At 51.2% G+C, this 24,686-nt stretch carries 30 protein-coding genes and 2 pseudogenes; 23 read left to right on the top strand and 9 right to left on the bottom strand.

The window, feature by feature from the left end:
• Positions 1 to 17: 17 nt before the first annotated feature.
• The 8 genes and pseudogenes from ureE (at position 18) to MIH19_RS16430 (ending at position 6,141) form a co-directional block, all read left to right on the top strand.
• On the top strand, positions 18 to 479 hold the full coding sequence (gene ureE / locus MIH19_RS16465) for an urease accessory protein UreE (RefSeq protein ID WP_249005901.1): 462 nt from the start codon (positions 18 to 20) through the stop codon (positions 477 to 479).
• 5 nt (positions 480 to 484) lie between these two features.
• Positions 485 to 1,180 (top strand): urease accessory UreF family protein, encoded by a 696-nt coding sequence (locus MIH19_RS16460; RefSeq protein ID WP_249005900.1) that lies wholly within the window; start codon positions 485 to 487, stop codon positions 1,178 to 1,180.
• A gap of 52 nt (positions 1,181 to 1,232) precedes the next feature.
• Entirely contained in the window at positions 1,233 to 1,871 is a 639-nt protein-coding gene (gene ureG / locus MIH19_RS16455) for an urease accessory protein UreG (RefSeq protein WP_249005899.1), read from the top strand.
• A gap of 43 nt (positions 1,872 to 1,914) precedes the next feature.
• A complete protein-coding gene (locus MIH19_RS16450; protein WP_249005898.1) occupies positions 1,915 to 2,094 on the top strand; it encodes a hypothetical protein in 180 nt (59 codons plus the stop codon).
• 283 nt (positions 2,095 to 2,377) lie between these two features.
• Positions 2,378 to 3,307 (top strand): glyoxylate/hydroxypyruvate reductase A, encoded by a 930-nt coding sequence (locus MIH19_RS16445; RefSeq protein ID WP_249005897.1) that lies wholly within the window; start codon positions 2,378 to 2,380, stop codon positions 3,305 to 3,307.
• Positions 3,308 to 3,418: 111 nt separating this feature from the next.
• A pseudogene (locus MIH19_RS16440) lies at positions 3,419 to 3,676 on the top strand (GTP-binding protein); the annotation flags it as partial.
• 873 nt (positions 3,677 to 4,549) lie between these two features.
• Entirely contained in the window at positions 4,550 to 5,401 is an 852-nt protein-coding gene (locus tag MIH19_RS16435) for a site-specific integrase (protein WP_249018602.1), read from the top strand.
• Positions 5,401 to 6,141 carry a transposase zinc-binding domain-containing protein gene (locus tag MIH19_RS16430; protein WP_249005895.1) on the top strand — a complete coding sequence of 247 codons (741 nt, stop codon included), beginning with the start codon at positions 5,401 to 5,403 and terminating at the stop codon, positions 6,139 to 6,141. The genes MIH19_RS16435 and MIH19_RS16430 overlap by 1 nt, the downstream gene beginning before the upstream one ends.
• Before the next feature lie 89 nt (positions 6,142 to 6,230).
• On the opposite strand, the gene istB (MIH19_RS16425) is transcribed toward MIH19_RS16430, so the two are convergent.
• Positions 6,231 to 6,986 (bottom strand): IS21-like element helper ATPase IstB, encoded by a 756-nt coding sequence (gene istB / locus MIH19_RS16425; protein WP_249005894.1) that lies wholly within the window; start codon positions 6,984 to 6,986, stop codon positions 6,231 to 6,233.
• Positions 6,987 to 6,997: 11 nt separating this feature from the next.
• Positions 6,998 to 8,539 carry an IS21 family transposase gene (gene istA, locus MIH19_RS16420; protein WP_249005893.1) on the bottom strand — a complete coding sequence of 514 codons (1,542 nt, stop codon included), beginning with the start codon at positions 8,537 to 8,539 and terminating at the stop codon, positions 6,998 to 7,000.
• A 14-nt stretch (positions 8,540 to 8,553) separates the two neighbouring features.
• Here istA (MIH19_RS16420) and MIH19_RS16415 point away from each other — a divergent pair, with 14 nt between their 5' ends.
• The 11 genes from MIH19_RS16415 to rho all read left to right on the top strand — a co-directional run bounded on the left by MIH19_RS16415 (position 8,554) and on the right by rho (position 16,935).
• On the top strand, positions 8,554 to 9,126 hold the full coding sequence (locus MIH19_RS16415; RefSeq protein WP_249005892.1) for a transposase: 573 nt from the start codon (positions 8,554 to 8,556) through the stop codon (positions 9,124 to 9,126).
• A 322-nt stretch (positions 9,127 to 9,448) separates the two neighbouring features.
• On the top strand, positions 9,449 to 9,700 hold the full coding sequence (locus MIH19_RS16410; protein ID WP_249005891.1) for a hypothetical protein: 252 nt from the start codon (positions 9,449 to 9,451) through the stop codon (positions 9,698 to 9,700).
• A 136-nt stretch (positions 9,701 to 9,836) separates the two neighbouring features.
• Complete coding sequence (locus tag MIH19_RS16405) at positions 9,837 to 10,538, top strand: hypothetical protein (protein ID WP_249005890.1); 702 nt, start codon at positions 9,837 to 9,839, stop codon at positions 10,536 to 10,538.
• A 134-nt stretch (positions 10,539 to 10,672) separates the two neighbouring features.
• Positions 10,673 to 11,314, top strand: a complete 642-nt coding sequence (locus tag MIH19_RS16400) for a hypothetical protein (RefSeq protein WP_249005889.1) — start codon at positions 10,673 to 10,675, stop codon at positions 11,312 to 11,314.
• A gap of 70 nt (positions 11,315 to 11,384) precedes the next feature.
• Positions 11,385 to 11,942 carry a hypothetical protein gene (locus MIH19_RS16395; RefSeq protein WP_249005888.1) on the top strand — a complete coding sequence of 186 codons (558 nt, stop codon included), beginning with the start codon at positions 11,385 to 11,387 and terminating at the stop codon, positions 11,940 to 11,942.
• Positions 11,943 to 12,070: 128 nt separating this feature from the next.
• Positions 12,071 to 12,943: a hypothetical protein gene (locus MIH19_RS16390; protein WP_249005887.1), complete on the top strand. Its 873-nt coding sequence runs from the start codon at positions 12,071 to 12,073 to the stop codon at positions 12,941 to 12,943.
• Positions 12,936 to 13,169, top strand: a complete 234-nt coding sequence (locus MIH19_RS16385) for a hypothetical protein (protein WP_249005886.1) — start codon at positions 12,936 to 12,938, stop codon at positions 13,167 to 13,169. The genes MIH19_RS16390 and MIH19_RS16385 overlap by 8 nt, the downstream gene beginning before the upstream one ends.
• Positions 13,162 to 14,922, top strand: a complete 1,761-nt coding sequence (locus MIH19_RS16380) for a DUF2326 domain-containing protein (RefSeq protein ID WP_249005885.1) — start codon at positions 13,162 to 13,164, stop codon at positions 14,920 to 14,922. Before MIH19_RS16385 ends, MIH19_RS16380 begins: the two co-directional genes overlap by 8 nt.
• Positions 14,923 to 15,056: 134 nt before the next feature.
• Positions 15,057 to 15,590 (top strand): HEPN domain-containing protein, encoded by a 534-nt coding sequence (locus MIH19_RS16375; RefSeq protein ID WP_249005884.1) that lies wholly within the window; start codon positions 15,057 to 15,059, stop codon positions 15,588 to 15,590.
• 48 nt (positions 15,591 to 15,638) lie between these two features.
• Positions 15,639 to 16,004 carry a hypothetical protein gene (locus MIH19_RS16370; protein WP_249005883.1) on the top strand — a complete coding sequence of 122 codons (366 nt, stop codon included), beginning with the start codon at positions 15,639 to 15,641 and terminating at the stop codon, positions 16,002 to 16,004.
• 34 nt (positions 16,005 to 16,038) lie between these two features.
• Positions 16,039 to 16,935 (top strand): transcription termination factor Rho, encoded by an 897-nt coding sequence (rho, locus tag MIH19_RS16365; protein WP_249005882.1) that lies wholly within the window; start codon positions 16,039 to 16,041, stop codon positions 16,933 to 16,935.
• A 158-nt stretch (positions 16,936 to 17,093) separates the two neighbouring features.
• On the opposite strand, the gene MIH19_RS16360 is transcribed toward rho, so the two are convergent.
• On the bottom strand, positions 17,094 to 17,417 hold the full coding sequence (locus MIH19_RS16360; protein WP_249005881.1) for a thioredoxin family protein: 324 nt from the start codon (positions 17,415 to 17,417) through the stop codon (positions 17,094 to 17,096).
• 80 nt (positions 17,418 to 17,497) lie between these two features.
• A complete protein-coding gene (locus MIH19_RS16355; protein WP_249009032.1) occupies positions 17,498 to 17,857 on the bottom strand; it encodes a tautomerase family protein in 360 nt (119 codons plus the stop codon).
• A 159-nt stretch (positions 17,858 to 18,016) separates the two neighbouring features.
• On the opposite strand from MIH19_RS16355, the gene istA (MIH19_RS16350) reads away from it, so the two are divergent.
• The 3 genes from istA (MIH19_RS16350) (at position 18,017) to MIH19_RS16340 (ending at position 20,381) form a co-directional block, all read left to right on the top strand.
• Positions 18,017 to 19,036: an IS21 family transposase gene (gene istA / locus MIH19_RS16350; protein ID WP_249005880.1), complete on the top strand. Its 1,020-nt coding sequence runs from the start codon at positions 18,017 to 18,019 to the stop codon at positions 19,034 to 19,036.
• Positions 19,033 to 19,830: an IS21-like element helper ATPase IstB gene (istB, locus tag MIH19_RS16345; protein ID WP_249005879.1), complete on the top strand. Its 798-nt coding sequence runs from the start codon at positions 19,033 to 19,035 to the stop codon at positions 19,828 to 19,830. The genes istA (MIH19_RS16350) and istB (MIH19_RS16345) overlap by 4 nt, the downstream gene beginning before the upstream one ends.
• A gap of 290 nt (positions 19,831 to 20,120) precedes the next feature.
• Positions 20,121 to 20,381: a hypothetical protein gene (locus MIH19_RS16340; protein ID WP_249005878.1), complete on the top strand. Its 261-nt coding sequence runs from the start codon at positions 20,121 to 20,123 to the stop codon at positions 20,379 to 20,381.
• Between the two features lie 153 nt (positions 20,382 to 20,534).
• On the opposite strand, the gene MIH19_RS16335 is transcribed toward MIH19_RS16340, so the two are convergent.
• The 4 genes from MIH19_RS16335 to MIH19_RS16320 all read right to left on the bottom strand — a co-directional run bounded on the left by MIH19_RS16335 (position 20,535) and on the right by MIH19_RS16320 (position 22,213).
• Positions 20,535 to 20,873, bottom strand: coding sequence for a hypothetical protein (locus MIH19_RS16335; RefSeq protein ID WP_249005877.1), 339 nt, complete (start codon positions 20,871 to 20,873; stop codon positions 20,535 to 20,537).
• Between the two features lie 8 nt (positions 20,874 to 20,881).
• On the bottom strand, positions 20,882 to 21,184 hold the full coding sequence (locus MIH19_RS16330) for a hypothetical protein (RefSeq protein ID WP_249005876.1): 303 nt from the start codon (positions 21,182 to 21,184) through the stop codon (positions 20,882 to 20,884).
• Between the two features lie 78 nt (positions 21,185 to 21,262).
• Positions 21,263 to 22,012, bottom strand: a complete 750-nt coding sequence (locus MIH19_RS16325) for an SDR family NAD(P)-dependent oxidoreductase (protein ID WP_249005875.1) — start codon at positions 22,010 to 22,012, stop codon at positions 21,263 to 21,265.
• 12 nt (positions 22,013 to 22,024) lie between these two features.
• Complete coding sequence (locus tag MIH19_RS16320) at positions 22,025 to 22,213, bottom strand: hypothetical protein (protein ID WP_349292910.1); 189 nt, start codon at positions 22,211 to 22,213, stop codon at positions 22,025 to 22,027.
• Here MIH19_RS16320 and MIH19_RS22550 point away from each other — a divergent pair.
• A complete protein-coding gene (locus tag MIH19_RS22550; RefSeq protein WP_349292880.1) occupies positions 22,166 to 22,324 on the top strand; it encodes a hypothetical protein in 159 nt (52 codons plus the stop codon). The genes MIH19_RS16320 and MIH19_RS22550 overlap by 48 nt on opposite strands.
• Before the next feature lie 179 nt (positions 22,325 to 22,503).
• Here MIH19_RS22550 and MIH19_RS16315 read toward each other — a convergent pair.
• Positions 22,504 to 24,637, bottom strand: a pseudogene (locus tag MIH19_RS16315) (excinuclease ABC subunit UvrA).
• Positions 24,638 to 24,686 lie beyond the last annotated feature (49 nt).

Below are 24,686 nucleotides of genomic sequence, written 5' to 3'. Positions count from 1 at the left end.
CGCAACCGGAGAATCCTATGTTGGAATTAATAGAACGCATCCACAACATCGACAGCGCAGAAATTCACGACAACCTGACTCTGCCTTACGAGCTGCGTATGCGCGGCCGCCTGCGCGCCACCACCGAAACCAGCCTTGATGTAGGCCTGTTTCTGGACCGTGGCCCGGTACTGCGCGATGGCGACCTGCTGCAAGCCCGAACCGGCGAAGTTATCCGCATTCGCGCCGCCGACGAGCCGGTAGTCACCGCACGCGTTGGCGCCGGCCTGCCCCTGGCGCGCCTGTGCTACCACCTGGGCAACCGCCACGTGTCCCTCGCCATTGGCGAAGACAAGCAGGGCGGCTGGATTCGCTTCCCGCCCGACCACGTGCTGGAAGAACTGGCCGAGCATCTGGGCGCCACCCTTGTACACCACAACGCCAAATTCGACCCCGAACCGGGTGCTTATTCCTCGGCCGGGCACAGCCATGAGCACTGAAAACCATGAACACTGACAGCCCGCCAGGCACCACAAGCGACCTGGCATTGCTGGGCCTGATGCAGCTGGTTAGCCCTGCGCTGCCCATAGGCGCCTTTGCCTGGTCACAGGGCCTGGAAAGTGCGTTTGAACTGGGCTGGGTGAAAACCGAAGCCGACTTACGCGAATGGCTGGAAGGCGTTCTAGAAGATGGCCTCAGCCGCTGCGAGCTGCCCCTGCTGGCACGGCTGCAAACGGCCTGGGCAACGGAAGATGCAGAGGCCATTGCCCAGTGGAACACCTGGCTACAAGCAGTCCGTGAAACCGCCGAACTGAGCGACGAAGACACCCGCCTGGGCGCGGCCCTGGTCACCTTGCTGCGCAACCTTGGCCTGCTGCCGGATGCGAACCTGATTCCGCGCGAACCGGGTTACATCACCATGTTCGCCTGGGTAGCCCATTACCGACAGGTACCGCAACGGCAAACACTTATTGGCTTCGCCTGGGCCTGGCTGGAAAACCAGCTGTCGGTCGCTTGCAAAGCGCTGCCCCTTGGCCACACCGCCGCCCAGCGCATCACCGAACACATACGCCCACTGCTGGTGACAGCCGTGGAGTTTGCACTGCAAAGGGAAGACGAAGAGCTCGGCCCCATCCTGCCGGGGCTGGCGCTGGGCAGTGCATTGCACGAAACACAGTATTCGAGACTTTTTAGAAGTTAACTTTTTCAGAAACTGACGTCTTCAGAAACGAATAGCGAACGAGGAAATAACCATGACACATTGCTTGAGAATAGGCGTTGGCGGCCCGGTAGGCTCCGGCAAAACCGCATTGCTGCGCCAGCTGTGTAGTGCCCTGAAAGACCACTACGACATCGCCGTGGTGACCAACGACATCTACACAAGAGAAGACGCCGACTTCCTGCTGAAGCACAACGCCCTGCCGGCCGACCGCATTCTTGGTGTGGAAACCGGCGGCTGCCCCCACACAGCGATACGCGAAGATGCTTCCATGAACCTGGCGGCCATCGACGACCTGCAAAACCGGCACCCGAACCTGGAACTGGTGCTGGTGGAATCCGGCGGCGACAACCTGTCTGCCACCTTCAGCCCGGAACTGTCTGACCTGACCCTGTACGTGATCGACGTATCCGCCGGCGACAAAATTCCCCGCAAAGGCGGCCCCGGCATCACCAAATCCGACCTGTTGATCATCAACAAAATCGACATCGCCGAATACGTGCATGCCTCGCTGGACATCATGGAGCGTGATTCCAAAATGATGCGCGGCGAGCGGCCCTTTGTGTTTGCCAACCTTTATGACGGAGTAGGGCTGGAGACCATCATCAGCTTTATTTTGGAGCGGGGAATGTTGCCAGAAAGGCGGCCGGAAAAGCTGGCTGCGACAGCCTGAGCGAACACCTTTTTTTCTTTCGAATTAAAACGGAAAAATAGTCATGAAAAACATCAAAAAAATGAGTATCAGTGCAGTGCTCCTGCTGGCCTCCACGAACGCGCTGGCGCACTCCGGCCACGAAGCCATTGGCGACGTTCTGCATATTGAATACTTGGTTGCCGCAGTGATCGTCAGCGCGATAGCGTTCACGGCCTGGAAGAAGATTAAGCAACGTCACTGAGAGTTAAGACGACGATTGCGCAGCCTTTCAACGTCCCCGCAAGAATGGCTGGCGGCAAACGCCAGCTCTTTCCCCAGATCGGTTTTGAAATCGCGTGGCTTCCGGATTATTGCAATAACCTCGAAGTTGCGCGATGCCATGCGCTCACGTAATTTTTGAGCTAAGGTATTTTTTCGATATAGCTTGGCTGAACTTTTGCCCTGCATTAGTGCGTGACAATGAGGACGTCGCGTTTTGGCGGCGATGAAGCGTTCGGTATAGTTACGGGAAAAAGCAAAATAACATGACAATATCAATTATTTGTACCAATAAAGACCCTAAACCCTGGGTAGCCGCCCTAAGGGCATTAGACCCTACTCTCGACGTTCAAATATGGCCAAACGAAAGCCGAAAAGCTGACGTTGAGTTTGCTTTATGTTGGAATCATCCTGAAGGCGTTCTACGAGACTACCCAAATCTGCGATGCATTTGCTCTATGGGCGCAGGTATAGATCATTTACTTAATGATGATTTTTTTCCAAAAGATCTACCGGTGATAAGAATCATAGATCCTCTACTAGCACAGTCTATGTATGAATATCTTCATACAGCAGTTATGTATTACTTTCGGGATTTTGACATATACAAAGCTCAGCAATACCAATCGAACTGGAAACAGCAGTCACCCAAAGCAATAGCCCATACGACCATCGGTGTAATGGGGTTAGGTAAGCTTGGAGAATATTCGGCTAGCAAGTTTTCTAAGATTGGATTTAATGTCATTGGTTGGTCGCGCACTCAAAAGACTATCACCGGAGTAAAGTCTTATGCAAGTGACAGGCAACTAGGAGAGTTTCTTTCACAAGTAGATATATTGATTTGCTTATTGCCCCTGACAAACGAGACGCGTGGTATTCTTAACCTTGAAAACATTAATAAACTGCCTTTTGGGGCTTGCTTGGTCAATGTAGCGAGGGGCGAACACCTGATAGATGAAGATCTGATAACAGCACTAAATGAAGGTCAGCTGAGAGGAGCATGCCTTGATGTTTTTAGAGAGGAGCCATTATCTCAGATGCATCCATTTTGGCAGAATAACAAAATACTCCTGACCCCTCACTGCTCAAGCATTACAGATCCTAACTCAGTCGCGCCTCAAATTTTGAAAAACTATCGACTGATGAAAAGTGGCCAGGCCCTAATGAATCAAGTAGACCCTTTTCGAGGTTATTAAACAGTTGGATTTAATCATATCCAGAAAGGACAGGCAGAACAGACAGGTATAGTGTATCCCTGCGAGGTTAAGTGGTGTGAAGAGAGCCTGTCTTTGGTGTTTTCCCCGAAATTGGAACTGGTGCTGGTGGAATCTGGCGGCGACAACCTCTCCGCTACCTTCAGCCCGGAACTGTCTGACCTTACCCTGTTAGTGATCGACGTATCCGCTGGCGACAAAATTCCCCGAAAAGGCGGCCCCGGCATCACCAAATCCGACCTGTTGATCATCAACAAAATCGACGTCGCCGAATACGTGCACGGCTCGCTGGACATCATGGCGCGTGATTCCAAAATGATGCGCGGAGAACGGCCATTTGTGTTTGCCAACCTTGTTGTCGGCGCTGGCATTGCCTGGGGCGGTTTGAGCCTGCCGGGCGTGGAAACCGGTATCAGTTTGTCGGTAATACTGGCGGGTATCCTTATTGCCACACTGGCGCTTACGTTTGCAGGCCGTGCCCTTGGCACCCTGATGCAGAAAACGGATAACCGGTTCGGCCGAGCGCTTGGTGGTGTGGTTGCTGCAACTGGAGCATTGCTGGCGGCGGCGTAAAGGAAACAGTTAGAAAATAAAGTTAAAACAAAAAGCTGCGTGGGCCTACCGCGCAGCTTTTTTTATTGCTTAAAATTATGGATTTTTGCAAAGGGGCAGACAAGCAGTACTGAGATGCTTTAGTCTACGTGGTAACCGATATAGACGCGCCGCTTGTTAAGGATGACAGCCGATGAACCTTTCAGTACCACCACAGCCTCTTCTCAGTCCCTGGTTTTTCATACCGTTTATTTTGCGGCTATCTGTGCTGCGTTCTGTTTGGTTTTTCGCTACAAAAATCGCTGTGCCAGAGCAGACAGACTTCAGAACTTCAGGAACTGATGTTCTTGCGTCGAAGGTGGTTTTTGAAGGTGCGAGAACAGTTAATGCTTCGTTATTGCAATAACGAAGACGTCAGATGATTGCCAGCGGATGCAGGGTGTTTTTTTTATAATTCGTTGTTTAGTCTGAGGAAAAGGTATAGATTTTTAGTGTGACCTGAGTTTTATGTAGCGCTCAGGTTTTTGTAATAATGAAGCGTGCTACCTAGTCACTGTTGAACTAAACCGCTTCGCGGTAGCGACGACGCCCGATCATTTCCTGCGAAGTTGGGTGTCTTGACGGATACTTTTGAGTAGCCCGAGTGGGCTATTCAGAAGAGGAGTTACTGTCATGACACCCTTACGTCAGACCATGATCCAGGCCATGTGCCAACATGGCTTTTCCCCCCGAACCCAGCACAGCTATCTTTACGTCGTCACCGCGCTGGCCCGTTATTATCGGTGCTCGCCCGATCAGTTGAAGGTTGAAGACTTACAAGTCTTTTTCAACTATCTGGTGCAGGAGCGTTCCCTGTCACCGGCCAGTTGCCGTGTTTACCTCCATGGCATCCGGTTTCTGTATCTGAAGGTGCTGCACTGGGCGCACTTCGATGTAACCCTGGTGCTGCCCAAGCGACCTCAGCGTATTCCAGAATTACTGACACGCCAGGAAGTCGCGCGCCTTCTGGCCGCTGTTCTTAACCCCAAGCACCAAGCCCTGTTATCCGTCACCTATGGATGCGGTTTGCGCGTCAGCGAAGCGGTCGCGTTGAAGGTCAAAGACATTGATGGTGAACGCCATCTGCTGCGGATTGAGCAGGGCAAGGGCGCCAAAGACCGGATGGTGCCCTTGGCTCCCGGGTTACTCCAGGCGCTCCGTCGCTATTGGCAGATTCGCCATCCCATGCTCTGGTTATTTCCCAGCGATTTACTGCCAGACAGACACCTTCATATCACCACGCCTCAGAAGGTCTACCACACAGCCAAGACAACCAGTGGCATTGAAAAATGCGGTGGCATTCATGCCTTGCGGCATGCCTACGCCACACACCAGCTGGAACGGGGCTTACCCATTCATGAGCTGCAACGGCTCTTGGGGCACAGCGATCTGCGCAGCACTCAACGGTATCTGCACTGGTTGCCCGGCGTTACACCCCAAAACGGAGGACCCGCAGACCTGATCGCAAGTCTCGGAGGTGCGTGATGGCGGGCACACTGAGCGTTCAAAGCATACTGGCACGATTTCTTCCGGGTCAGACACTGGACAGTCACCGTCGTAAAGTCTGCGCCCGCCTAACAGACTGCCGAACCGCCCGCATGGGCGGTATGGACATGCGTTGTGATCATTGCCAGGCCCGCTCCATCTGCTACTACGGATGCCGGGATCGCCATTGTCCGCAATGCCAGGGCCATGCAACTGAACAATGGAGCGCACGTCAGCGCTCCCTGTTACTGCCGGTGCCTTACTTCCATTTGGTGTTTACGCTACCTCACACCTTGAACGGCTGGGTTCAGCTCCATCCCGACGTGATCTATCGCTGTCTGTTCGCCGCCGTCTGGGACACGCTTAAACAGTTTGGGTGCAACACCCGGCACCTCGGCGGCGAACTGGGTATGACGGCGGTGCTCCACACCTGGGGACAGAACCTGAGCCGTCATGTTCACGTGCATTGCTTGATCCCCGGGGGAGTGTTGACCGGCACCGGTGATTGGCACAAAGCCAAAAGCCACTACCTGTTCCCGGTACGGGCCTTATCCCGGCGTTTTCGAGGACGAATGGTGTCGCTGCTAAGAGCGGCGGTGAACGCAGGCGAACTGCACCGGGTGACCCGCAGCGGTGAGATTGATGGTGCGCTCGACGGCCTGATGCAACAGGAGTGGGTGGTCTACACCCGACACTGCCTGAACCAGGCCGAGAGCGTGGTGGATTGCGTAAACCGCTGAAGGTTGCCACCCATTCCACCTGAAGCCTGCCACCCGGACCGGCGCAAGGCTGCCACCCATCGGAGCGTAGCGACGCGGGGATTTCATTGTTACTCCAAAGCTGTGGTGCCCGTCAACTTTGCTTGTCGTTTTCGCATGGACTCACCCCTGAGATTGATCTTGTAGGCGTTGTGAACCAGCCGATCCAGAATGGCATCTGCCAGAGTGGCGTCACCGATGACGTCATGCCATTCCTCGATAGGGAGTTGGCTGGTGGCGATGGTGGAACGACGGCCGTAACGGTCTTCCAGCACTTCCAACAAGTCTCTTCGGTTCTCTGCGCTCAGTTTCATGAGCCCCCAATCGTCCAGGATCAGTACATCGACTTTGGCGAGATTTGCTAGCAGTTTGGGGAACTGACCATCTCCTTTGGCGATGGTCAGTTCTCGTAGTAACCGGGTCAGGCGAACGTACTGGGCGGTGTAGCCTTCCCGACAGGCTTTGTGCGCCAGTGCACAGGCCAGCCAGGTTTTGCCAACACCGGTGGGGCCGGTAATGAGCACATTCAGGTGTTCCTTCACCCATTGGCAGCTTGCCAGGGATTGGATTAATCCCTTATCCAGGCCGCGTGAGTTCCGGTAATCCAGGTCTTCGAGAACGGCGGTGTGTCGCAGTCCAGCCCGGCGCAGCCGGCTGGTCAAGCGTCGGTTGTCTCTTTCGGTCATCTCCCGGTCAACCAGCAGTCCAAGGCGTTCCTCGAAGCTCAGTTCTGTGATGTCGGGCGTGGCTGACTGATCAGCCAGTGCAGCGGCCATGCCGGTCAATTTGAGGGCATGGAGTTTGTCCAGAGTCGGATGTTTCAGCATGTCAGGTTCCCTCAGTGGTAGTAGGCCGGGCCGCGGATGTTGTCGTGGGTATCGGGTAAGGCCAGCTCTTGCTGCTCTTCCAGGGGCTTCTGGTCCAGGCGGTGTTTGAGAATGGATTCAATGCTTTTGTAGCGGCAGCTACCCAGCATCAGGGCTCGACGGCAGGCGGCTTCCAATCGTGCCTCGCCGTAGCTCTTTCCCAGCCGGAGAATGCCCAGGCAGGAGCGGTAGGCCTGCTGCGGGTGTTTTCGGGCACCCAGGGCGGTGCGGATGAGCTTTTCCGTCGCGGGCCCGGTCTTGGCCGCCCAGGCAATCAACCGTTCCGGCGACCACTCACCGGCCTGCCGATGGGATTCGGGCATATGGGCGGCGATGGTGGTATGCCGTCCCTTCTGGTCAGAGCGGCGATGGCTAGCAATCCGGTTGCCCCGGTAAAAACACTCAATGATGTTGTGGGTGATCCGGACCTCCACTTCCTTTTTGATCAGGGTGTAGGGCACCGAGTAATAATGCCCGTCAACGGCTATGTGGTAGTCGATGTTCACCCGGGCCTTCTTCCACTCCGCGTAGACATAACGCTCTGCTGGCAGGGGCTGTAGGGCGGGTTTGTCCAGCTGTTCGAAGTGGTCGCACCGGCATCCGGGCAGCTTTCGGAAGGGGCGGCGATTGAGCTTCTCCAGCAGCTCACGGAGGGTTGCATTGAGCTGCCCCAGGGAGAAGTGCTGACGGTGGCGCAGCGCCGCCAGGATCCAGCGTTCGACGATCAGCACACCGCCTTCCACCTTGGCTTTGTCTCGGGGCTTTCGGACCCTTGTGGGGACCACGGCTACGCCGTAATGGGCGGCCATGTCCTGGTAGGTCGGGTTGAGGTCTGGCTCGTAGCGGTGGGCCTTGGTAACACCGGATTTAAGGTTGTCCGGAACCACCAGTTCCGGCACACCCCCGAGGAATTCGAAGGCCCGGATGTGGGAGCCGATCCAGTCCGGCAGCTTCTGGCTCCAGGTGGCTTCGGCGTAGGTGTAGTTGGAGGCCCCAAGCACCGCCACAAAGACCTGCGCCTCGTGGATCTCTCCGGTGGTGCGGTCAATGACGGGCACGGTCTGGCCGGCGTAGTCCACAAACAGCTTCTCACCCGCTCGATGGTCCTGGCGCATCACCAGGTCCAGCTTGCCCTGCCAGGCCCGGTAGTGCTCACAGAACCAGCTGTACTGATACCCTTCCGGGTTCGCTTGCCGGTACTCCTGCCAGAGCAGGAACAGAGTGACGTATTGACCCTTCAGTTCCTCGTGGATCTGATGCCAGTCCGGTATGCCTCGAACCTCGGCCGGCAGATCTGGAGGGGGTGGGAACAACAGCTGCTCAAGGCGAGCCTCACCCAGATCTTCCGGCAGTGGCCAGCTCAGACCGGCCTCGGCCAAACGCCGAAGATACTCGCTTACCGTAGGGCGGCTGACGCCGCAGGCCGCTGCAATCTGTCGATTACTCAGCCCTCGTTCCCATTTGAGGCGAAGGACTTCTTTGATCTTACGCATGGATAACCTCTTCGCAGGCATCGGGTCTTCTCCGGATGAAAAGACTCAGAGTACCGTTAAGTTATCCCGCGCCGGACGGTTTCGATGGGGTGAGTCAGGCAGCCTGCCGGGGTGGCAGCGTTGCCGTGGAATCAGTGGCAGCTTTCGCGTGGAATGGGTGGCAGGCTTCGACTGGAATCAGTGGCAACCTTGGTCTGGAATACGCAGTGGATTATCTGGCTCGCTACACTCACCGAATCGCCATCAGTAATGGGCGTTTGTTGACGATGGAGGATGACCGGATCGCGTTCCGCTATAAGGACTATCGGGATCATTCCCGATTGAAGACCCAATGGCTGGATGGCCAGGAGTTCGTGCGGCGGTTCCTGATGCACATCCTGCCGAAGGGCTTCATGCGAATTCGTCATTTTGGCTACCTGAGCAACTGCACTCGACGCCGCAAACTGGCGGTTATCCGGCACTTCTTATCGCAGCCGCCCAAACCAGAAGCGACACTGGAAAGCCCGGCGTCTCAGCGATGCTGGCCGTGCCTCCTCTGTAACAACGGTCTGGTTCGGATGATTCGTCAGGTTCCACGATTTAGACCAGCGGTGATCCTAACGGGGTAACCCATCTCCGCCTGGTTCGGTGCTTGGAAAACAGCCATTCTAAAGGAGCTGGGCGTTTCTGCGGGCGAACGCTGGAAAAACGGGTACCTGAGAGGTAGTCTGAGGGAAATCACAACAAGGAACCGCCTCATGAAGGATCGAATGAGACCAAAACCCGCCGACATTGCTTCGTACCGGGCCCCAGATGTACCGTTCAGGCTTCGCCTCCAAATTACTTTATCCTTAAGCATCGTTCGATAGCTGCGGAGTTGGCGGCTTAGTCCAACAGACATTTAAAGGTCATGCTGCGCACGACCATTAAATGCTTAGGTGTTAAGTGTTTATGACTGAAACCTGTCAGATCGACGTGATGATCAGAAGAGCTTTTCCTCGTTCCTACAAAGTGAGCGGCGGTCATTTCGACTATGGCAGTCTTTACCAAGCAAGCCTCTGCGGCGAGTCCTATCTCCTCCCGATTTCACAAATCTCAAAAATTTATGATTTGGGCAATGGACGGCACGTTGTAGTTTTACCAAGATGGCTGGCGCGCAAAAGCGGTCTTTTAAAGTATGAACGCAAGTCGAATTTATCTTGAGTATAAGTTTTTTATGTCAAGCACTTAACAAATATTTGTAGTACGTTCCGGGCCTTGTGGCCCTACACCGGACGCCCATTTCGCTGCGCTACATGGGCGCAGCTAAACAATGGCGTTAGTATTTAGGGAGTAGCAGGTGTCAGAGCAATCAGATGACAGTAAAGATCTGGAGTCACAGCTTACCGATATTTACTCTGCGATTTCAGTTTACGAGGAAAACGTCGCAGTCCCGTTATTTCAGTGGCCCTCATTGAAGCATCCACAATCGCGAAAAATTCTTGTCCGATACGTTTTGTTTCCTTTTCTGCTATTCCTAGGCTTCTGGGCCATGGTGTATTTTGCAGATTGGTCGTCAGACTATTTCAAATTTTCATTACTGCTTTTATTGCTCTTTTGGTATGTCGCGCTACCCACCGTTCAATTCATGGAAATATATGCTGATCGGACTGAGTTGATGCAATTTTTCAAGAATTCGAACCAGATGGTTGTTGATGGTCTTTGTCAAAGTACTTCAGCAGATTCGACCTTGGTAAAAGCTTTAAAAAAGCATTCGATTGAATCGCTGCAGCTGGCCAAGAATAGGATTTCAGCTCAGCAGGCGGCCATTGAGGCTAGAGTAGGTTCTCTGGCCGGGGCCTTGGATAAGGTGGGCATCGTACCCGGTCTCATAACATTGATCATAGCCGCCATGTCAGAGAAAAATGAAAATATCACGCTCTTTGTCACCATCGTGATATTTGGCGTGTATGTATTTGCCTTCAACGTTCATTATTCATTACCGAGATTGGGCTTTTACGTGAAGCTACTGGAAAGCGAAATTAGTAGGGTAAACAGATAAATTCTAACAATGCGTGGCACACGGATGGCCTTGTCTTCGCTTCGCTGCGTCAAGGTCACCGGTGCGCTCAGCGTTAGATCGAGAAGTAGTTCGAAGTGACCAATCAACGATCAAACTCAAACCAGGATCAAGTTTTGGAACTCAAAAGCGCAGTTTTTCTAGCAATTATCACATCGGTATTAACTACTGCTGGTACTTTTTCCGTAGTAAAATATCAGGCAAGCGCTGACAAAAATGCATGGTTATTTCAGCAAGATTATATGGAGAAAAAGGAAGATTTATCAGATAAGGAAGGACTTCGCGACTCGTTAGTAAGCCTAAGCCTAAAATCTGCTAAAGCCAATTCGAAGGTTTTTACTCTGGCTTTCCAAAACACTATTAATGCAATGAATCCAGTTTATCCTGACGATGCTTTGTATGCCAGACAGAAAGAGATTGGTAAAGAGTTTGTTTTAGCAATGGATAATGCTTCAGAATTACACACCGATTTAATAGAGAGTCTGGTTAAATCAAAATCTTTATTTTCGGGCAATGTTGGTTCTGAAATCGATGAGTATTTTGTTTGCGCTCAGGGTCGAAATGACGATCTTGTGGATAATCTAATTGACGAATTCTTTTCAAAATACTCATCTGGCGAGATAGACAAAAGTAATTTTCTTGATAAATATTCTGCATATTCTCTTAAAGCGGGAGAGCTGGGCGCTCAGTTCACCTGCCAAGAGGGGATTGCTGATATTTTGGGCGCTACAACGATCGAAATTTCATCTAACAAATGAATCAAGCCGACCAATTTTCCGCTGGCGCTCCAAATTGGTGGCATATTCAGAGCGTTATGTGTAGGGAGTTATGAACGAATTCTTCCAGATGGACCGGCTTATTGATGAGCTGAAAAAGGAAATCACTCTCTACCAAGAGTTGTTCGGGGAGAAGAGTTCGGTCGATCAGCTTAACAAGTCATTTGGTGAAGCCTTTTCAATCTTCCAGCGATCCATGTTTTTCGAGATTGTATGTCGAATCTCAGGCATGTTTGATCCGGCCCAAATGGGTAAAGATAAGAACCTCACCCTTGATCAACTTATAAGTGTTAGTGGTGACAAGGTAACAAAAGACATTCAGCTCTCAGCGGAGGGTTTGAAGTACGATTTTGCTCAAACAGGTATCAAAGCTGCTCGTAACATGATCTATGCTCATTACGACCTCAATATCTACACGGGACAGAAAAAATTAGCGCCGAACATTAGCTACGAGGTCTCGTGGAAACTACTCGAGGATCTTTCGGCATTAGTGAGGAGCCTGGGCGATGTGACTGGAACAATGCCACATAGTCTGGTGAGGGATCTGAAAATTAAATTGCCAAAAATGCGGAATGGAGCTGCCTTAGTTGGCAGAATTTCAAACGCATAACCAGTAGCGTCAGTCGGACCTGGACTTCCCCTGCGCACCACAAACCAGCCGCTGCGCATGGCGTTATGTTCGGTCGAGTATTCACCCAGAATACGTTCTTGTTCCCGTAAATAGGTAGAGTAAAAATTATGGACAATATCGTGCGAGAGGTTCTGAAAATCAAAATTATGAGCCTCAAAGCTACTGCCTTTCAAGACGCATTGGATCGAATTTATCTTTGCATTTACGGGAGTGGCTTTCAGAGAGTGAAGCAAAAGCGTGATGGAGGCTCCGATGGCATTGTAAATGGTGAAGTTGTCTTGGCAGCTTATGCGCCGGAAAAATACAATTTGAATGACTTTAAAAATAAAGTTGGTGCTGATTTTAATTCTTACAAAACTAACTGGGAATCCACCCACTGTAAATGGCAAGTTGTAACAAATTTAGAATCTACCGCACAAATGATTAAGTTTGTGAATGGAAAAAAAATAGATGCAACCATTATATGTATTGAGGGTTTGTTGCAAAAAATTGCTGATCAAACATGGACTATTAAAATGGCAATTTTTAAATCGCTTGATATTCCGGAGCAATATTTGTCTAACGATGTTATCTCCACAGTAATTGAAGATCTCATTCAAGCAAGTGACCAAGGTGATTCCTTTGAACCCTATGAGAAGCCTGCTTACATACAAGATAAAATCGAACTAAACGTTAGCAAAGACCATCAAGCTTCGTTTATCGATGAATATGAGGAGTCGCTAGCAATTTTTTCCTTAGTTTCGAGTGTGGTCAAATCAAGATCACAAGGAAACGTAGCGGCAATAAGGAGTAAAGTGAGATCTACTTATACATGCTTGTCAGGGAGCTTTGAGGTAAGGCTGAATGAGTTGGTTACAATAATGTCTCAAGGCAAATATCAAGACGATTATTATAGTCATCATATGCGTGTGGTCATGCTGTATTTTTTTGAACAGTGCCTGTTTGGTATGAAGCCAGATTCGGAGATGGTTAATGATTAATGCGCATATAGAAATGGACCTAAATCAACATATTTCTGTTGTATCTTCAAAAATTATTGAGCTTGTTGAATCTGGTGAAGAAATGATTTTAGAAACTTTAATGCGGAAGTTTCTGAAGGCGTATGAGTTCTATACCCCTGATCAGTTTATGGATGGGCTAGTTTTCTTGTTTTCTATCGATTGTTTGAATATTCAGGATTATAGGGTGGTTTTAAAAAATGTTTAAGCTTATTTCTTTGTCTTCGTCTTCAGGCCTTTTTGAGGATATCGTCTTCAAGGATGGGTTGAACATAATACTTGGAAGGTACTCAAAATCGGGAAAGGATATTAATGGGATAGGGAAAACCACAATAATTAATTTTATTGATTATTGTCTTTTAGCTAATGGCGTGAAATCAGAATTATTTAAAGAAAAATATGATTTTTTGAGGTCTGAAAGTATCAGGCTAGATTTTTTCCTTGGAAATAAACGTTATTCAGTTGAGCGAGGCTTTGAGGATAAAAAAAAGGTATTTCTCACGGTTAACGAAGGTGTAGCGAAGGAGTTCATCGATAGCGATCTTAGATTGATACTCGGAGCTGAAATGGGAAAAGGTCAAGTTGGTGTATATGAGCCAATTTGGTACAGGACATTGATGTCGTTTTTTTTGCAGAATGATCACAATTTTTCGCAAAGAGACGCTTCAAATGTTATAAAATTTACTATCGGAAAGCGGCAGCCTGAGCTTTTTACATACATTTTTTTACTTTTAGGAATTGATAATAGCCTTGTGTGGGATTTCGACAATAGTAGTGTTGAATTAAAAATCTTACGAACAGATCAAACACGTATTAACAAGCAGATAGTGGAGCAGACAGGGAAGTCAATAGAGGAATTTCGAGGCGAGTGTGACTCAGTTGCACGAAAAATAGACAAGTTAGAATATGGCTTGGATAATTACCAGTTTAATGAGAATAGCGCTGATTTAGAAGAGAAGATAGAAAAACTAAGTGGCCAGATATCGAATCTATACAAGCAACATATATCATTGATAGCTAAGTATAACGATATACAAGAAAGCTTAAAGATCGATGTTGATGTCAATCCTGAACAGGTATCTGGGTTTTACTCAGAAATTCATTCGGAGTTTTCTGAATTTATAAGGAAAAGTCTGAATGAGGTTGTAGATTTTAGGCAGGAAATATCTACAAACAGACGGAGATTTCTTAAAGAAAGGGAAGCGCACTATCAGGTGCGTTTGGGCGATATAAAGACTAAGTTGATTTCGCTTGAGCAAGAGCGTTCAAAAGTTTTCAAAATGTTTGATGAAAAGTCGGCTTTTGATGCGCTAAAGTCTGCATATGCAAATCTGATGGAGGAGAAAGCCCGGCTTTCTGGACAACTTGCTTACGTTGAACAATTAGATTTCATAGAGGAATCAATTGCCGCTAAGAAGTCTTTAGTAAGCTCAGCAGTAGAAAAGCTTGTGGTGGGGAAAAATGAAGCTTTAGGAGCGATAGATGAAGCAAAGAATATATTTTTGGATTTGGTGGATGGTTCAGTAGATATTGATAGCTCAGATACTAGCCCGTATTTCAATATCGAGTTTAAATCAAACCAAAACAGTCCAATCAAGCTTACGCTAGAGGTGCCTAGAGGCAGCTCTTTGGGTAAAGGTCGATTTAAAATATTAGCTTTTGATTTTACTGTGTTTATTTCCTCTTTACTGAGAAAGAATGATTTCCCTAGATTTTTGATACACGACGGTGTTTTTCATGCAATAGCACACAAAACACGAATAAAGTACCTCAATTATATTAATAAAAAATTGGATTCGTTAAGTGATGCTCAATACATAATCACAGTGAATGAGGATGAGATAATTTTTCCGGATAGTGAGGCGGTTTCAGTAGATCTGGACTTTAGACTCGAAGATAAAATATTAATAACTCTCGAGGATAATCCGGAAAACATGTTGTTAGGTAGAGAGTTTGGGTAAAAGTGGACAGATAGATATTTGTCTAATGGGAACATAACAAAAGTATCTTAAGCGACTGATTTTGCGTCGCTTGAAAAAGATCAAGCAACACAAAATCAGCGTCAAATACCGGCGTTAGAATTTTACAGGAGGAAATGAAATTGTCTGAAGCTGGGAAGCTGTTTGAATATTCAATACAAGATGCAGAAAAATTATTAGCGCGATTCGATTCGGACAAGCACGATCCATCGAATGGATCGGAGACCTTAAAAAGAGCTGGAATGATCATCGCTTTGGCCGCCTGGGAAACTTATATTAAGGATCGATTTCGTGAAGAAATTGATGTTTGGATTGGCTCTTTAAAGGGAAGTCAAATCTCAAATTTTGTGTTAAAGAAAGTCGATGAGGATCTTAAGCGATTTTTTAATCCCAATCACGATCGTACCAAAAACCTCTTCAAAACATATTTCAATATTGACATTACTGAGAATTGGAGGTGGGATAACTATCTTCAACCTCAAGCAAAAAAGGCTTTGAATGAACTTATTTCAAAGCGAGGGGATGCTGCACATAAAGCTAATACAAACGCTTACTCAGCACATATTGTTAAGCGAGATGATTTAGAAAAGGCCATTAGATTTTTGAAAGGTCTTGTGAACGCAACTGAAAAAGTGAAAATTGCCAAATAATTCTTAAAAATCACGGAAGGCGGGCGAGTCAGACGCGCCGCTCCGGCCATGGCAACAAAACCTGAGTGGTGGGACGAACACTCTGGTATAGCGCTCATGCTAGGGCTCAGCATGCCACTATGTATTGTAGGAGCATGGTTTTCGGAGTTCCGGATAGAGCCGCGAAAGATATTTGGTTTTCACCTCATTTCGCATTCACCGGAAGTAATGGCGATCGCAGAGAAAACCGGAACAGATTTTTTTGTGCACACCGGTTTTTTGCCTTGGGCTGTCTTGTCGAAAATGGTGTTCAGCAATCCGTTAGGGCTTCTGTTTTTTAACGCTATCAGCCCATTTCGAAAAATATCTATCAAACAAGAGCTATCAAACAATCATGACGAGAAAGACATTAGGTTTAACCCGAAAACGAAATAAAGACGCTAAACCAGTGGCTGAGGAAGCCGAGGCTATGGTTGAGGTTGAAGGTGAGGCTGATCCACAAAAACGTTTTTTAAATGCTGTGGTTATCCATCCAACGCCGGGGATTCGCTTGGAGTCAGGTTCAGAAGAACTCACGGTGCGCGCGATGGATTTGATCACGCCGATTGGAATGGGGCAGCGAGGTTTAATAGTTGCACCGCCGGGGTCTGGAAAATCGACAATTTTGAAACATATTTGCCAGGCGGTGGGAAAGGCGTATCCCGAGATTAAACTTTACGCGTTATTGATAGATGAGCGACCCGAAGAGGTCACTGATTTCAGGCGTAGCGTCCCGGCTGAGGTACACGCTTCTTCTTCGGATGAAAGCTATGCTCATCACGTTCGCGTTGCCGATGAACTTCTTGATATCGCCCGCCAACAAGCGGGAGAGGGTCACAACGTCATGATTGTGATTGATTCTCTCACGAGGCTTTCGCGTGTGCATAATGCGGAGCGAAAGAGTAGCGGTCGTACTATGTCTGGCGGGGTGGATGCTCGAGCGATGGAGATTCCGCGGAGGTTGTTTGGCGCTGCACGAAAAATTGAGAATGGCGGCTCGCTGACCATTTTGGCAACCGTTTTGGTGGATACCGGCAGCCGTATGGATCAGGTTATCTTTGAGGAATTTAAGGGCACGGGGAACATGGAGCTGGTTTTATCGAGAGACGTGGCGAATCAGCGAATCTTTCCCGCGCTGGATATTTCGAAAAGCAGTACACGCCGTGAAGAGCTGCTGTTGGATCCAAAAGATTTAGACAAAATAATAGCATTGCGCCGGGCGCTTGGCGGTCTCAAACCGCTAGAGGGCACAAAAAAGCTGGTTGAGCTGCTTGAGAAGTACCCCACAAATGCCGAGCTTCTGAAAAACATTCCCGGGCCAGGATGATGATGCGTGCGAGTGATCATCTCATCCGTTAGGTCGTTACATAGTCTTTACCTTTCAGCGCAAAGCCCCCTGTGCCGACTAAGACCAGAAAACCGGGACAGATTTATTTTCCAGTTTTCGTATTGTTCCTGGCAGGCCAGCAATTGCCGGCGCTGGCCTTAGTGAATTTTTAACAGTGCATCTTCGATGTCGCTGCTGCCGTCCGGGCGGACGACCCGCGCTATTTCTTCACCATCCTTCAAAAAAATCAGGGTCGGCCAGAGCTTAACGCCAAACGTCCGCCCCAATCTGTGGCCTTTGCCATCCTCAATCTTCACATGCGGAACGTCTGGGTGATTGTCCATTGCCGCCTTGATGTCTGCCTGAGCACCCTGGCAGATCCCGCACCAGTTGGTGCCGAATTCAATCACTATTGGGCCCTTGCCCTGGTCCAGCTCATCACGGCTCAAGGTTTCGGGTGTATATCGGCTGATATACAACATGGTGTCTCCTTGTTGGGTTATCCGTCTGGAAAATAAATCTGTCCCGGTTTTCGGTCAGGTCGTCGAGTGTCAGTGCTCCTTTAATCGGGCAACCCGGAACGCTTCTCTGGTGTCATTTCCTTTTCCCACTCGGCTTCGTCGCCCGGCGCTGGCAGAAACCGGCCAAACTCGATCATCTGAGTGGCTGGAATGTCCTGCAGATAAATCCAGACGTCCTCAGCCGTTATGCCCGTGATTTGCACTACCTTTTCAAGCATCTGGCTCATCAGGGCCTGCTTGACCTCGGTATTGCGGCCCTCGCGTACCAGGCCGTGCACATACACCTGGGGCGCCGAGTTTACGCGGCCACCGACAAAGTGCTCACCCTCGTTGGTCGAAAAAAACAGAACCTGGGCGAAGAAACGGGACGCGCCGGTTTGCGTGTGATGGGCCGTTGTGATGGCCTCCGCTATCTGTGATTTCTGCTGCAGCGACAGAGAAAGGTTCGCGACCGTGACAGTATGTCACCGCCACAGTAATACTGACCCACCAACGCCAACTTAAAATTGACCCACCTGAGGCAAAATAGCCGCTTAATCACACGATCAGAGCGGCGGCCGATGTTGACTCAGGAGACACTTGTGGAAATTCATGTATTGCATCGTCAGGGCGAGAGTATTCGCGCCATCGCTCAGAAACTGGGCGTGTCCCGCAACACCGTGCGCCGCTATCTGCGGGATCTGAGCGCGGTGCCCACCTATCCCGACCGAACGCAGAGAGCGACTAAGCTGGATTCCTATAAAGACTATTTGCTGGCGCGGATCGAAGCCGCGAAGCCACACTGGATACCGGCAACCGTGCTGTTAAGAGAGATCCAGGACCGCGGCTATGCCGGCGGGATCAGCCGGCTCAAGTCCTACATTGCCGACTTCAAAACCGTCGAATCTGATCCGGTGGTTCGCTTTGAGACGCCGCCTGGCAAGCAGATGCAGGTCGACTTTACGACCATTTCCCGTCACCGGCGCAAGATCAAAGCCTTTGTGGCCACGCTGGGGTTCAGTCGTGCCACTTACGTCCGGTTCTCCGAGCACGAGCGCCAGGAAGACTGGTTGCAAGGCATCGAAGAGGCCTGCCATTACTTTGGCGGAGTCCCCCAGGAGATCCTGTTCGACAACGCCAAGACCATCATGATCGAGCGTGATGCTTACGGCGAAGGCCGCCATCGCTGGAATGCTCAACTGTTGGCAACGGCTCAGGATTACGGTTTTATCGCCCGCGCCTGCCGGCCCTACCGAGCTCGCACCAAGGGCAAGGTTGAGCGCTTCAATGGTTATTTGAAGGGCAGCTTCATCACGCCTCTGGCGGCCACCCTGAACCAGGCTGGACTGAGGTTGGACGTGGCCACGGCCAACGCTCACATAGGGCCTTGGCTTGAGTTGATAGCGCATCAGCGCATTCACGGCACCACCGGTGTTAAACCTCAGATACGGCTGGATCAAGAACGCTTTGAGCTCGCGCCGCTGCCATCACGGCCACAACCGGTGGTACAACAAGCGCCGGCCTCAATCCGACCTGTTCCGACAGAGAGCTTTCAGCATCCCCTCAGCGTGTACGACCGGCTGTTGGAGGCTCGCCTATGAACCTGCAACATCAACGTATCGAGCACGCCTGCGCAAGCCTAAAACTTGATACCTTGGCCAGTGAATGGGCGGCTATCGCCGACCATTCTGCTTCAAACGAAGGCACCCTGGCTGACTTCCTGGAACAGCTATTAAACCTGGAACTGAACGCCCGGTCACAACGATCCCGAGAGACGTTGCTGAAGTTCGCGGGTTTCCCGGGGCGAAAGTTATTTGAAGATTATGATTTCAAGTTCGCCAGCGGAGCCCCGCGTAAACAGCTGAATGAACTGACGAGCATGGCCTTTGTAGAGCGAGCAGAGAACGTGGTGCTTCTGGGCCCCAGTGGCGTTGGCAAAAGCCACCTGGCCATCAGCCTGGGCCACAAAGCCGTCAGCCAAGGCATTAAAACGCGCTTCATTGCCGCGGCCGACATGATGCTGCAACTGGTCATTGCCCGAAAACAGGAACGTCTGGATCAGTACTTAAAACGCAGTATCTTAGCGCCACGGCTATTGATCATCGACGAAATCGGCTATCTGCCATTTGGTCGCGAAGAGGCCAATCTGTTCTTCAATGTCATCGCCAAACGCTACGAGCACGGCAGTGTCATCGTCACCAGTAACCTCCCATTCTCACAGTGGGCCAGTGCCTTCTATGGCGACACGACATTAACCGCTGCGCTATTGGATCGGCTGTTACACCACGCGCACATCGTCCAAATCCGGGGAGAAAGTTATCGATTGAAGGATAAGAAAATGGCGGGTACCGCACCGATCTCAACCAGCAGCCAAGACCTATTAACCAATACTTAAACGCCCAGGGTGGGTCAGTTTTAGATTGGCGATATTGCCAATAAGTGGGTCAGTTTTAAACTGGCGTTGACAACAGTATACGTGGGCATGGGAAAGTCCTACCGAGCGTGACATGTATTCACCTGTTATGGCCCATATGGAGAAGCAGGTGGTCCTTGTTCAGTATAGCAACGCTGATCTGCCTGGTCATGCGCACGGGTTGTGTGAGCATCATTGGACGATTACTTCCTGCTTTTCCTTTGGATCGACTATGCTTTTGAGTGGATGGATGAAATAAAGGGAGAACAATCATGCGCTATCTTTTTGTTTTACTGGCAACGCTGCTTTTTTCCGCACCGGCTCTCAGTAGCCAGTGTCCCACTCTGATGAAGCAGGTCGACTCTCAGATGGAGTCCGCAGATTTGGATGCAGGCACAAGGGCCGAAGTTGAGAAACTCCGAGCGAAGGGCGAGTCGCTTCACAAGGCGGGCAAGCATGGAGAGTCCGAAAAGGTCCTCCGGCAGGCCATTGAGAAAATAGACGCCGCTGTGGAACAGGCCGCAGGGACTTGATCGGCCTGGGGGTGCTGTCGCTGGGGTCTGTCGACAGTGCCGGCAGATCGCAGAATGGACTTATTTCTCCGGGTTCTTGATGTATAGGACATTCTTGTCACGGTTCTCGGCTGGTTGTTGCTGTGGCCGGATGCGGAGTTTGCCCGGCAGGCGCTATTCCTTAAGCCGGACAAGCAACCGGCCATCCTCAACCTGGATATAATCCACACCCGCTGCAAAGGATTGCCAGAATCCCGGGTTGGCGCCGAACTCGTTAACCAGGTCCACATTCTTGAGGTTACCCAGCCAGGCATTCGGAATGGGTACGCCCATGAGGCTGACGCCCTTTAACTTAACCAGGGGTCGACCGTTGGCAAAAGACAATTCCACACCGGCATTTACTCGCAGGGTTCTGCCGCCTTGGGTATCAATGCCCAGAGTATTCAGTTTGTTGTTGAGTGAATCCTGTTCACTGGCATTCAGGGTTACGGGTTCGAAGTTCTCAGGAAACACATAGTGGCTTAACCACCAGTAACCGACGCCGTCAAACCCTCACGAAAGGTTGTTACGCGAAACTCCGGAAAGCGTTTTTTGAACTTGTCAGACACGAAAATGTTGTCCACCTGGTAGCGTTGTAACAGTTCCGCCGCATCCCGGACTTGCTGATTCAGCAACCCGGCCAGCTTCAGCTGCCAGCGCTTGAGTACCTTGTATTGGCCGTCGGCATTGAAGATCTCACTCGCTAACTGAATGAACTGCCGGTAGGTCAGGCGGCGGAAAACCGGGACAGATTTATTTTTGAGACCGCTCAGTAGACACAACACTGGAACGAGTTGCTAACACGAATAATAGGTCTGTCCGATGGTGTTTTTCCGACAGACCTGCTTTGGGGGCGGGTTGGCTCAGGACAGAACCTGGCCGCCGTCCACCACCAGCGTCTGGCCGGTCATCCACCGGGCCAGATCGGAGGCCAGGAACAGCGCCACGTCGGCGACTTCCTCCGGCGTGCCCAGGCGCCCGAAGGGAATCCCCCCGCGAATACGCTCGTAGAGCTCCGGATTGTGCTGACGGGCCTGATCCCAGACGCCGCCCGGGAACTCGATCGAGCCCGGGGCAATGCCATTAACACGCACTTTATGCGGGGCCATGGCCACCGCCAGGCTGCCGGTGTAGTGAGCGACGGCGGCCTTGATGGCCGCGTAGGGGGCGGTGCGTGTCGAGGCGTGCAGGGCAGCGATGGAGGCAATGTTGATGATCGTGCCCCCGGTTTCCTTAAGCGCTGGCAGGCAGGTATGGCCGGCGCGAACCGTGCCCATCAGATCCACCTCAACGCTGCTCAGCCAGCCTTCTTCGTTGTCCTCCCGCCCGAACGCCGAGGCGCAATTGACCAGCACGTCCAGGCCGCCCAACTCGCCCATGGCGCTCTGCAGATAGGTCTCCAGCGCGGCCTTATCGCCGATGTCGCAGGAGGCCACATGCAGCGCCAGCCCCTCGCCTGCCACTTCTTCCGCCAGTGCGTCCAGGGACGCCTGCCCGCGCGCGCACACGGAAACGCTGGCACCGGCTCGGGCAAATCCCAAGGCAATGGCCCGGCCAATACCCTTGCTGCCGCCAGCGACGATGACGCGCCGGCCGTGGAAATCAAACGTCATTGAATGCTCCTTTCAGTCGCTTATCTGGTAGCGAATAAACGCCTCGGTTAAAATGCCCAGGTGGAGCCTCAGGGTGTCCGAAAAATTCAACTGGAACACGGTCAACGGTTCTACCTGCATGGCTTTTCGTGCCGGCTCCGGCGGATGGGACGTATGCCAGCAGCCGATCAACGCCTGCTGACACTGCATCAGATACCGCAGGCAATCGGCTTCTTCCTGATCGGTAGCTGCACCGATAACGGCTGTGATGCGGCGAGAAAACCGGGACAGATTTATTTTTGCGGCTTCTCTGATGGCTTGGAGCTGATTTGAAAAATAGATCTGTCCCGGTTTTCTTTTCAGTCATGTAGGGCTTGCCTTGCTTTTGATGGATGAATTTTTTGTTCGTACAGTGATTGTTGTTGAGAATTTACACTATTTCCGCGTCGGGATAATCGCCCCATTCAGCAATTCATTTTTACCAGCCAACAACAATATAGAATCGGCAAGCGCTACGGGAGCAAGAAGGGGGCTGTTCGGCTGTTCTTCGATCTTGCCACACTCGCAGGCGAACCTTGGGCGACAACGGTGCCGCCTGCATCGCCAGCGCCGGGGCCGATGTCGATGATCCAGTCACTGCCCCTGGCAACCAGCATATTGTGTGCGACCATGATGACGGTGTTACCTGCGTCGACCAATCCATTCAACTGTGTCGTCAACATCGTCACGTCAGCCGGGTGGAGGCCTGTGGTGGGTTCATCCAGCACATAAAGTGTGTCACTTCGCTGCGCGCGTTGCAGTTCGGTCGCGAGCTTTATTCGTTGCGCTTCGCCGCCCGAAAGTTCGGTTGCGGGTTGGCCCAATCGCTTTTTGGTCAACGGTGACCAAGCGCCGAATGTGCTCCATGCCATAAGCAACTCGCCCGGCGGTGTGCGTTTCCAGTTCTTGTTCCAGCAGGTCGATTTCACCATTGGCGGTTTCAGTGGTTTTCTTTTGCCCCAACGATTCGCCAACCAGTTCGACGAGGGCCTGACTGACAAGGCTCGATTTGCCCGAGCCCGACACACCAGTAACCGTTGTCAAAACGCCTAAAGGAAACTCAACGTCCAGACCTTGGAGGTTGTTTCGCTTGACCCCCTCCAGCTTCAACCAGCGTGTCGTTTGCCGCGGCGTGTGCTCCATAACGATGTCCGGTGAGAACAGATATCGCCCGGTATGGGATTCACTAACCTCGCGCAGACCGTCTATCGGGCCATTGTAGACAACTTCGCCGCCGTGCACTCCCGCGTCTGGCCCAATGTCCACAATCCAGTCGGCGTGCCGAATAACGCTGTCATCATGCTCGACAACAAACAATGAGTTGCCAGCACGTTTGAGCTCATCCAGCGCACCCAGCAGTGCCAATGTGTCAGACGGGTGCAACCCTGCCGACGGCTCGTCAAGAACATAGACCACACCAAACAACTGCGACCGAATTTGCGTTGCAAGCCGCAGACGTTGCAGTTCGCCCGGCGACAAGGTTGGTGTGCTGCGTTCCAGCGATAGGTAACCCAAACCAAGAGTTGTAAGCGCTTCGACACGGGCCAAAATGTCGCGGGCGATTCGCTGTGCCACGATCACCTTTTCCGGGTGCAAGTCTTGCGCTACGGGTTTTGCGATGGAAGCATCGCGTAGCCGCTGGGCGAGTTCGCTCAACGTGAGTTGCGACAACTCACCAATATCCAGCCCTGCAAATTTCACCGACAGCGACTTGTGTTTCAATTTTTTGCCGTTGCAGTCCGGACACACGGAAATCTGCATGAACTGAGAGACGCGTTTCTTAGTACGATGGCTTTGCGTTGTCGCAAACGAATGCAATATATAGCGTCGCGCACTGGTAAATGTCCCGGTGTAACTGGACGGCAGGTCTTGCTCTTTCGCCATGCGCGTTTCATCGGGACTGAACCCTGCATAAACCGGCACAACGGGTGTCTCATCAGTAAACAGAACCCAGTCTCGGGTTTTTTGTGGCAGGTCTTTCCACGGCTTATCGATGTCGTAGCCGAGTGAAACAAGTATGTCGCGCAGGTTCTGACCTTGCCACGCTGGTGGCCACGCTGCGATAGCGCGATTTCGAATGGTTTTCGTGTCATCAGGAACGAGCAACTTTTCAGTCACTTCAAACACCCGCCCGATGCCATGGCACCGAGGGCAGGCACCTTCCGGTGTATTTGGCGAAAACGAGTCGGCATACAATATTTGCTGGCCACGGGGATACTGCCCGGCCCGCGAATACAGCATGCGAAGGCCGTTGGAAATCGTCGTAACGCTACCGACCGATGAACGGGCCGACGGCGCTCCTCGCTGTTGTTGAAGCGCGACTGCGGGCGGAAGTCCGTCAATGGCATCAACGTCTGGTTCGTCAACCTGGTCAATCAGCCGGCGCGCGTAGGGCGACACAGAATCAAGATAACGGCGTTGGGATTCCGCAAACAATGTTCCAAACGCAAGCGAAGACTTTCCAGATCCGGAGATGCCAGTAAAAACAACGAGCGCGTTGCGAGGCAAATCGACATCGATGTTCTTGAGATTGTGGACGCGCGCACCCCGCACCTGAATGCAATGGTCAGGATCGCATGGGACGCTCTTCGATTTATTTTGCGCCATTGGTCAGGTCTCCTTTGGCGATAGCAAAAATACGATTGAACTATATCTG

The sequence above is a fragment of the Marinobacter sp. M1C genome (assembly GCF_023314135.1).
In the GTDB taxonomy this organism is placed as follows: Bacteria; Pseudomonadota; Gammaproteobacteria; order Pseudomonadales; family Oleiphilaceae; genus Marinobacter.
The sequence above is the reverse complement of the archived record's forward strand: the minus strand, read 5'-3'. Positions and strand labels throughout refer to the sequence as shown.